General features: G+C 62.6%; 6 protein-coding genes and 1 pseudogene. 3 read left to right on the forward strand and 4 right to left on the reverse strand.

Going from position 1 to position 9,135, the window contains the following annotated elements:
* Positions 1-119: 119 nt before the first annotated feature.
* Together ACP7BZ_RS20730 and ACP7BZ_RS20735 are read right to left on the reverse strand one after the other, a co-directional pair.
* A complete protein-coding gene (locus ACP7BZ_RS20730) occupies positions 120-1,196 on the reverse strand; it encodes an aminopeptidase (RefSeq protein WP_426116694.1) in 1,077 nt (358 codons plus the stop codon).
* The gene (locus ACP7BZ_RS20735; RefSeq protein ID WP_426116696.1) at positions 1,193-3,280 is read right to left on the reverse strand and encodes a molybdopterin-containing oxidoreductase family protein; all 2,088 of its coding nucleotides are present in this window, start codon (positions 3,278-3,280) and stop codon (positions 1,193-1,195) included. Before ACP7BZ_RS20735 ends, ACP7BZ_RS20730 begins: the two co-directional genes overlap by 4 nt.
* Positions 3,281-3,419: 139 nt before the next feature.
* Between ACP7BZ_RS20735 and ACP7BZ_RS20740 the strand changes: the two genes are divergently transcribed.
* On the forward strand, positions 3,420-4,613 hold the full coding sequence (locus ACP7BZ_RS20740; RefSeq protein WP_426116698.1) for a M20 aminoacylase family protein: 1,194 nt from the start codon (positions 3,420-3,422) through the stop codon (positions 4,611-4,613).
* A gap of 114 nt (positions 4,614-4,727) precedes the next feature.
* Here ACP7BZ_RS20740 and ACP7BZ_RS20745 read toward each other — a convergent pair whose 3' ends face one another.
* Positions 4,728-5,624 carry an NAD(P)-dependent oxidoreductase gene (locus ACP7BZ_RS20745; RefSeq protein ID WP_426116700.1) on the reverse strand — a complete coding sequence of 299 codons (897 nt, stop codon included), beginning with the start codon at positions 5,622-5,624 and terminating at the stop codon, positions 4,728-4,730.
* A 113-nt stretch (positions 5,625-5,737) separates the two neighbouring features.
* Between ACP7BZ_RS20745 and ACP7BZ_RS20750 the strand changes: the two genes are divergently transcribed.
* Together ACP7BZ_RS20750 and ACP7BZ_RS20755 are read left to right on the forward strand one after the other, a co-directional pair.
* A complete protein-coding gene (locus ACP7BZ_RS20750; protein WP_426116702.1) occupies positions 5,738-6,292 on the forward strand; it encodes an acyloxyacyl hydrolase in 555 nt (184 codons plus the stop codon).
* An 82-nt stretch (positions 6,293-6,374) separates the two neighbouring features.
* Positions 6,375-7,810 (forward strand): annotated as a pseudogene (locus ACP7BZ_RS20755) (DHA2 family efflux MFS transporter permease subunit).
* A 6-nt stretch (positions 7,811-7,816) separates the two neighbouring features.
* On the opposite strand, the gene ACP7BZ_RS20760 reads toward ACP7BZ_RS20755, so the two are convergent.
* On the reverse strand, positions 7,817-8,887 hold the full coding sequence (locus tag ACP7BZ_RS20760) for a catalase family peroxidase (RefSeq protein WP_426116711.1): 1,071 nt from the start codon (positions 8,885-8,887) through the stop codon (positions 7,817-7,819).
* Between the last annotated feature and the right edge of the window lie 248 nt (positions 8,888-9,135).

Below are 9,135 nucleotides of genomic sequence, written 5' to 3' on the forward strand. Positions count from 1 at the left end.
TATCGTTATTTGCGCCGTCGAGGGTGCAATCTTATGTAAAGGTACTCCTTTTGCGATGCTATCGGGCAGTGGCGCCAATGGCAAGCGCTTTTCCCCGGTTTTGAAGGCGCGCTCTAACCTTATTCGTCCTGCGTGGCTGGGGCGGTACTGCCGCCCAGGGCCACCAGGCGCCGATTGCGCTGGTCTTTGTCGAGGGCCGCCAGGCGCCGCACCGCTGCATAAAAGGCGCGAAAGCTGCCTTCGCGCGCCAGCAGGGTGCGAAACGCCGGCACCAGGTCGTTGTAGGTGGCAACCGCGGCCAGGTGGGCGTTCGACAGCGGCTCGGCAAAAAAACGGTCGTAGCCGGCGTAACCGCCCCACTGCGTTTTAAGGACGGCGTAATCGCTTTGCAGGCGGGCGAACAGACGCGCCTTTTCGGCCAGCTTGACGGCGTCGCTGCTGTCGCTGCGGTAGTTCGCTGCGAGCGCGCGGCGGCAGGCCAGCAGCAGCTGCAGAAAATCCTGGCGCCGCGCCGTATAGCGCGCATAGTTCTCGCGCATGCTCGGGTTGCCGAAGTGCTGCAGCCACTGCTCGACGCCGGCCTCCTCCACCGCGCTGGCGAAGGACTCGTTAAAGCGCGAGTCGCCGGCCACGTACACCACCTGGTGCGACAGTTCGTGAAAAATCAGCCGCGCCAGTTCGGCGTCGGGATAATGGATGAAGGTGGAAATGAGCGGGTCGTTGAAGTAGCCCAGCGTCGAATAGGCCGATACGCCGCCCACCTGCACATCGTAGCCGGCCTGGCGCAGTTCGCGCGCATAGGCGTTGGCGTCGTCCTTGCCGTAGTAGCCGCGGTAGTTGACGCAGCCGGCCACCGGAAAGCACCACTGGATCGGCTTTAACGACAGCGCCGGCGTGGCGACCACATTCCACACCACGTAAGGCCGCGCCAGCGCCGTGTAGTTGCGGTAGCTCTGGTTGTCGGGCAGGGCCAGATTGGCCACCGCATAGGCGCGGATCTGGCGCGCGGTGGCCAGCCGGTTTTTCAGCTGCGCCGAGGTGGCGGGGTCGGCGATCACTTCATCGATGGGCCGCGACTCGGCCAGCAGTGACAGCTGCCCGCGCGCCGCCTGGCTGTAGTAACCCAGGGTGCCGCATCCAGCCAGGCTGGCGGCCAGCAGGCCAGCGGCCAGCAGCAGGCGCCAGCGCAGCTTCATGCGCGCGGGGTCGGCATTTTTTCGACCTCGACCAGGGTGTCGTAAAAGGTCGGTGCGCGGCCCATGTCGGTCAGGCGCTGACTGGTCACTTCGTTGGCGTTCTTGCCGTCGCTGGCGAGTTTTTTCCACCAGATCGACAAGCCCACCACCAGCCCCTGGCGCGCCTTTTCGGTCACGCGCGCCCGGGCGACGAACGAGCCGCGGTCATTGAAGATGCGCGCCATGTCGCCATGGCCGATGCCGCGCGCGCGCGCGTCGTGCGGGTGCATGTCGAGATAGGGCTCGCCATCGACGCCGCGCAGGCTCTTGATGTTGACAAACGTCGAGTTGAGAAAATTGCGCGCTGGCGGAGAGATCATCGCCAGCGGAAACCGTTTAGCCAGTTGCGGATTGGAGGCCACCGATTCGTACGGCGCGATGTAGGCAGGGACCGGGTCGAGGCCATCGGCGAGCATGCTGGCAGAATACAATTCGCACTTGCCCGATGGGGTAAAAAAGCCGCCGTCGGCAAACGGTGCGTCCGCCACCTGCAGCTTTTGCCAGCCACTGCGTTTGAGCGATTCCCAGTCGAAGGCAATCGCGCGCGGGTGGGTGTTGTCGAAGGCTTTGGCGGCGAGCTGCTCGTCGCTCTCGCTAAAACACGGGTCAGTAAAGCCCATGCGCGCGGCCAGCAGACGGAAAATCTCGGTATTCGGTTTGGCTTCGCCGAGCGGCGCAATGGCGGCGTTATTGGCCATCATGTACAGGTGGCCGTAGGCGAGATGGGCGTCGACGTGTTCGAGCTGGGTGGTCGCTGGCAACAGGATGTCGGCGTAGTCGGCGCTGTCGGTCTGGAAGTGCTCGAGGACGACGGTAAACAAGTCTTCGCGCAAAAAGCCTTGCATGACTTTGCTGGAGTCGGGGGCAATCGCCAGCGGATTGGCGTTGTAGACGATGACGGCGTCGATGGTGGGGCCGAAGTCGGCCGAGGCGGGACGCAGTAAATCGTCGCCGATGGTGGTCATGTTAATCGTGCGTACCGGCCGGGTTTGCAGGTCGGGGCGCTGCAGCGCCACCCGGTTGGCGGGAAAAGCGCCCGAAGTCGACAGCTGCACACCGCCAGCGGCGTGGCGCCAGGCGCCCACCAGCGCCGGCAGGCAGGCGATGTTACGCACGGCCATACCGCCGCCGGCCACCCGCTGGACGCCGTAATTGACGCGGATGGCCACCGGTTCGCCGCGCCGCGCCGCCTGGCCGTAGTCGCGCGCCAGACCGATCACGGTGTTGGCGTCGAGCCCGCAGACGGCTGCCGTGTGCGCCGGCGTCCACGCCAGCACGCGCTCCTTCAGGGCATCGAAGCCGAGCGTGTGGCGGGCGATGTAATCGTCGTCGAGCAGGTTCTCGGCGATCAGCACATGCATCATGCCCAGCGCCAGGGCGGCATCGGTGCCGGGCAGCAGGGCGATGTGCTGATGGCATTTTTCGGCCGTCAGCGAGCGGTAGGGATCGATGGCGATCAGGCGCGCGCCGTGCCGCTTGGCTTCTTGCACACGGGTCCAGAAATGCAGGTTGGAGGCGATCGGATTGCCGCCCCAGATGATGATCAGTTTGGCGTCCTGGAACTGCTCGATATCGGTGCCCATCGAGGCGCCGATGGTGTACTTGTAGCCAGTGGCGCCGGCGGTGGCGCAAATGGTGCGGTCGAGCGCGGAGGCACCGAGCTGGTTGAAAAAACGCGCCGACATCGAATCGCCCTGCACCAGTCCCATGGTGCCGGCATAGCTGTAGGGCAGGATCGCCTGCGCATCGCGCGCGGCGATGGCGGACAGGCGGCTGGCAATGATGTCGATGGCCTGGTCCCAGCTGATGCGCTCGAACTGCCCGGCGCCCTTCGGTCCCACCCGCCGCATCGGGTACAGCAGGCGCTCGGCGTGATAGGTGCGCTCGGTATAGCGCGCCACCTTGGTACACAGCACGCCGGCGGTAGTGGGGTGCGCGGGGTCGCCCTTGACCTCGGTGGCAACGCCGTCGGTGACAGTGATCAACAGGGCGCAGGTGTCGGGGCAATCGTGCGGGCAAGCGCCGCGGACTTGGGTGGTGGTCATGATTGATAGAAATTCGGCTGGGAGAGTGCTACTTTAATCGATTTTGAAGGGGCAAACAGCTGCTCTCGCAGTTCAAACCCATTGCATGAGAAGGAGGGCTACAATGGTGCGAACTATGATCATTCCCTGGAGATCCGCTATGAAACTGGTCGAACCGATCATCGCTTTCCATTCCGAATTGCAGCAGATCCGCCGTGACATTCACGCCCACCCCGAGCTGTGTTACGAAGAACAGCGTACCGCCGACGTCGTCGCCAGCAAGCTCGCTGAATGGGGTATCCCGGTGGTCCGCGGCCTGGGCATCACCGGCGTCGTTGGCATTCTCAAGCGCGGCAGTTCGACGCGCGCCATCGGCCTGCGCGCCGACATGGATGCCCTGCCCATGCATGAAGTGAACAGTTTTGCGCATGCGTCTATCCATCCCGGCAAGATGCATGCTTGCGGTCACGACGGTCACACCACCATGTTGCTGGGCGCAGCCCATTATCTGGTTACCCATGGCAATTTTGATGGCACCGTTTACCTGATTTTTCAGCCCGCCGAAGAAGGCGGCGCCGGCGCCCGCCGGATGATCGAGGATGGCCTGTTCGAGCAATTTCCCATGGATGCCGTGTATGGCATGCACAATTGGCCCGGCATGGCCGAAGGCAGCTTCGGCGTGGTGGCCGGACCGATGATGGCTTCCAGTAATGAATTCAAGGTCACCGTGCGCGGCAAGGGCGCCCATGCGGCCCAGCCGCACCGCGGCATCGACCCCGTCATGCTGGCCGTGCAAATCGCCCAGGGTTGGCAAACCATTATTTCGCGCGAAAAAAGTCCGCTCGATACCGCCGTGCTGTCGATCACCCAGATCCATGCCGGCAGCGCCACCAATGTCATTCCCGATGAAGCGATCATGATCGGCACGGTGCGCACCTTCAATACCAGCGTGCTCGACATGATCGAGCAGCGCATGCACGACATCGCCCGCCATACCGCGGCCGGTTACCGCGCCAGCATTGATTTTCAGTTCAAGCGCAACTACCCGCCGCTGGTCAATCACCCCGCACAGACGGCGCTTGCCATCGAGGCGATGACGGCCGTGGTGGGCGCCGCGCGGGTCGATGCGCAGGTCGAGCCGACCATGGGCGCCGAAGATTTTGCCTTTATGTTGCAGGAAAAGCCGGGCTGCTACGTTTTTATCGGCAACGGTGAAGGCGGTCATCGTGACGGCGGCCACGGCCTCGGCCCTTGCCAGCTGCACAACGGCAGCTATGATTTTAACGACAACTTGCTGCCGGTGGGCGCCAGTTACTGGGTGCGGCTGGCAGAACTGAGCCTGCCGCTGGCGTGAGCCTGCCGCTGGCGTGAGCCTGCCGCTGGCGTGAGCCTGCCGCTGGCGTGAGCCTGCCGCTGGCGTGAGCCTGCCGCTGGCGTGAGCCTGCCGCTGGCGTGAGCCCGCCGCTGGCTAGGGCAGCTGGTCGGGGCCGCTGCCGAGGCGATGACCGGGATTGCGCAGCTCGAGATCGAGCAGGGCGGCGCTCTGGTCAGCCGCCGCGTGAGTGGCGCCCAGCGCCGCGTAATGGGCCGTCACCAGCGTCGCCAGCGGCAAGCCGATGCCAGCATCGGCCGCAGCGGCCAGCACATTGTGCATGTCCTTGAGCTGGCTTTTGACTTGCCCGCCCGGCATAAAATTACGATCGAGCATGCGCTGGCCGTGGACCTCGAGCAGGCGGCTTTCCGCAAAGCCCCCGCGCAGCGCGTTGCGCACCGCCGCCGGGTCGGCGCCGGCGGCCTGTGCCAGCAACAGTGCTTCGGCGATCAGGTCGAGGGTGCCTCCAACGATCAATTGATTGCATAACTTGGCGACCTGGCCGCTGCCGGCCGGCCCCACCAGTATGGGCCGGCCCATGGCCATCAACAGGGGCGCTGCCGCATCAAAATCGGCTTGCGCGCCGCCGGCCATAATGGCCAGCGAACCGGCCTCGGCGCCGATGACGCCGCCGGAGACGGGGGCATCCATAAAACGCCGGCCTTGCTGTGCCAGCTGGCGGTGAAAGGCCAGCGCCTGGGCGTGCTGAGTGGAACTCATGTCGATCCACAAGGCGCCCTGTTTCAGATTGCCGTGCGCGGCCGCCATCACCTGGCCGACGATGGCGCCATCGTCGAGCATCGAGATGATGATGTCGGCGTCTATAACGGCATCGGCCAGCGCACTGCAGGCGCTGACCTTTCCACCTTGCAGCGCCTGCGCCTTGCTGGCGCTGCGGTTCCATACCCGCAGCGTGTGGCCGGCGGCGGCCAGCCGGCTGGCCATCGGTTTGCCCATCAGGCCGATGCCGAGAAATGCGATTACCGATGTCATGGGGGCTCCTTTGCTAGCGCTCGATTGTAGCGTGGCGGCGCCGACGCCGGTACGCGAACCCGGTACAATGTTCAAGCTCTTATCGGAACGTCTTTTTACTTCGGAAAATCCCCATGTTGATCACCCCATTACTCGCCCGTTCGGCACTCGCGCTCGGCGCCGTGCTTGCTTGCCACGCCGCTGTTGCGCAAGATCTCGTCGACTCAGTTGCCCTCGAAGCAGGCGCTGGCGCCAAGGTCCAGATGATCCGCGTGAGCGCCCAGAAAAACTGGCAGCGCGCATGGTTCGAATCGAACGGTACTCACCTGTCCGGTTACTGGGATGCCAACCTGGCCCAGTGGCGCGGCAACGCCTATCAGAATGTGCGCGGCCAGCACGAAAATATCACCGTCATCAATCTGACCCCCGTGTTCCGCTACGAAGCGAGTAACAAGCTGGGCTGGTATGGTGAAGGCGGCATCGGTGTCAGCCTGTTTTCCAAGTTGTATGACAATGATGACAACCGTTTGTCGACCCACTTTCAGTTCGGCGACCACCTGGGCGCCGGCTATGTGTTCGCCAACAAATGGGAACTGGGCGCCAAGATTCAGCATTATTCGAACGGCGGTTACAAGAAGCCAAACAGCGGCGTCAACTGGTTTGTCGTCAAGCTGGCCCGCCCGTTCTAATAGAGGACGCCAGCGCGCAGCGCCATAAACGGGGCGCGTTCGCTTGACGTCGTCCCGGCCGGTTTTATGTGACAATCGGCCGATGACCAGAACCGCCTCCATCAAGACCTACCTGCCGTGGGTCGTTGCTACTGCGCTCTTCATGGAGCAGCTCGATGCGACCATCGTCAACACGGCCATTCCCAGCATCGCCGCCGATCTGCACGTCACGCCGCTGAGCCTGAAGTCCATCGTCACCAGTTATATCCTCAGTCTGGCCGTCGGCATTCCCATCAGTGGCTGGATGGCCGACCGCTTCGGTACCCGCCGCGTATTCGGCATCGCCATCGCTATTTTTACGACGGCGTCGGTGCTGTGCGGGCTGGCGCTCAATCCCACCATGATGACGGCCTCGCGCATGCTGCAAGGCATCGGCGGCGCCATGATGATGCCTGTGGGCAGGCTGGCGATCATCCGCACCTTTCCCAAATCCGAATTATTGGGCGCGATGAACTTTGTCATCATTCCGGCCCTGATCGGCCCCTTGCTGGGGCCGATCAGGGCGGCTTGATCGTCCACTGGATTTCGTGGCGGGCGATTTTCTTTGTCAACGTGCCGGTCGGCCTGGTCGCCCTGTATCTGGTGTGGCGCTATATGCCCGACTACCGCGGCGGCGAACGGCGCCCGCTCGATGTGGTGGGCATGATCCTGTTTAGCTGCGGGACGGCGCTGCTGTCGTGGCTGCTCGAAGTGTTCGGCGAACATACGCTCGAGCCGATGACGGCGTTGCTGATGCTGGCGATATCGATCAGCCTGCTGGTGGCCTATGGCTGGCATGCCAGCGGCATCGAGTACCCCCTGCTGCGTCTGACCCTGTTCAAAGTACGCACCTTCAGGACAGCCGTGCTGGGCGGCTTCGCCACCCGTCTCGGCGTCGGCGGCCTGCCGTTTTTGCTGCCCCTGATGTACCAGGTGGGACTGGGTTTACCGGCATGGAAATCGGGACTGCTGATGATGCCCACCGCGCTGGCCGCGATGGGCATGAAGCTGATCTCACCACGTCTGCTGGCCCGCTTTGGTTACCGCCAGGTGTTGATTGTGAATACGGTTTGTATTGGCATCACCATCGGGCTGTTCTCTATCGTCAAGGCCGGCACGCCGGCGGCCGTGATCGTCTTGCTCAGTTTGATGCAGGGGTTTTTCAATTCCTTGCAGTTCTCCAGCATGAATACCCTGGCCTATGCCGATGTCGCTCAGTCCGACTCCAGCATGGCCAGTACCATCTCGAGTTCGTTCCAGCAATTGTCGATGAGTTTTGGCCTGGCCGCCGGTAGCCTGATTGCCGGCTATTACCTCGGCGTGGTGCCGCAGACCAATCAGGGCATGGTCACCAGTGCGCTGCACAGCGCCTTCGTCACGCTGTCGGTCATCACCATCCTGTCGTCGCTGGCATTCTGGACACTCAAACGCAATGATGGCGAGAGCATCAGCCAGGGCAACAAGGTGGTACCGGCCGAAACGGTGCCAGCTCCCAACTGAAGCGCTCTAACGCATGCGTTGCTCAAACGACTCGACATAAGCGCGGGTGCGCGCCTTGATCATCGGGTCGCGCACCTCAATGCCATCGGGTAGCTCATCGGGAAGGAACACCAATGCTTGTTCGTCCAGCGCGGCCAGATCGACGACCTTGTCGATGCGCACGCTACCGAGTGTGATGACCCGCCGCGCAAGAGGCCAGGCGATACTCGGATCGTCGAGTGCATCGCCACTGTCGGCTAGCTGCAGCTGCAGCGACATGCGCACCGGTCCGTTGACCAGGCGTGCGCGGATGTCCGTGCTCAGGTGGTCGGGGGCGGCGTGGGTGAGCAGTGTGCCTTCGATAAAATGCGCTGCGCCATCGGGCACCATGCGATAGCGCCCGTAACTGATCTGCCCCGCTGCATTGGTGAATTGAAATGCGTTGACACTGAAATACGGCTGGCTGATAAAGCTCGCGGGCGCCGGCTTGGCCATCGCCAGGAAAGCTTTCGCCTGCGGATGGCTGTCGGCATAGCGCTCCAGCATGGTCGGATGCTGCGCGCCGACCGGGCTGCGGCCCATCGCGGTCATAAAATCGACAAAGTCGGCTGCCGTTGCTGACGGAAAGCCGTTAAAGGAGTGCATGACCAAATCGGTCTCGTGGCCGTTCGCCAGCTTGAATTTCAGCGCCATCCCGTACGGAAAAGCCAGTGCATCGCTATCAGTGATGTCAGGACGCCCTCCAAAATTAGAAAAGCGCACCAGTACCAGCGAAGGAGCGCCATGGAAATGCGGGGCCCTGCTCACGCTGGCGGCGTCTGGCGACGGCGTAAATTCCGCCTGCAACAGCAAGCCCTTGGCATGATTGGCGCGAACGTGGGGACGGGCGCCATACACGCTATTCAAGGCACGCACCATTTGCGCAGAATCGGGGCCAGCGGCGGGCACGATCGGCGTGATGTCTGGCGCGCCTGCCAGCGCTGTCGTAGCAACGAGGCACTGCAAGCTCGCAGCAAAATACCGGCCGTGCAGGGGAAAACAGCACATCATGAACCGACCTCGTTGCGTCCAGGGAGCAGAGTCCATTCGCGATAGCATCAAAAGCAATGGGCGTAGTCTTACATGGACATCATAAACGAAACGGTCGTTTTATAATTTACTGATGGCAACTTTGTGATGTTTACGCAACCTCAAGACACATTTGATGTGTCGGCGCCATCAGAGTAACAGACGTAAAAAAACCCCGCACATCACTGTACGGGGTTTTCTCACTATAACTAGCCTGACGATAACCTACTTTCACACTGGTTGCAGCACTATCATCGGCGTAATATCGTTTCACGGTC

Source organism: Massilia sp. PWRC2 (assembly GCF_049896725.1).
Taxonomy (GTDB): Bacteria; Pseudomonadota; Gammaproteobacteria; order Burkholderiales; family Burkholderiaceae_D; genus JAFCUW01.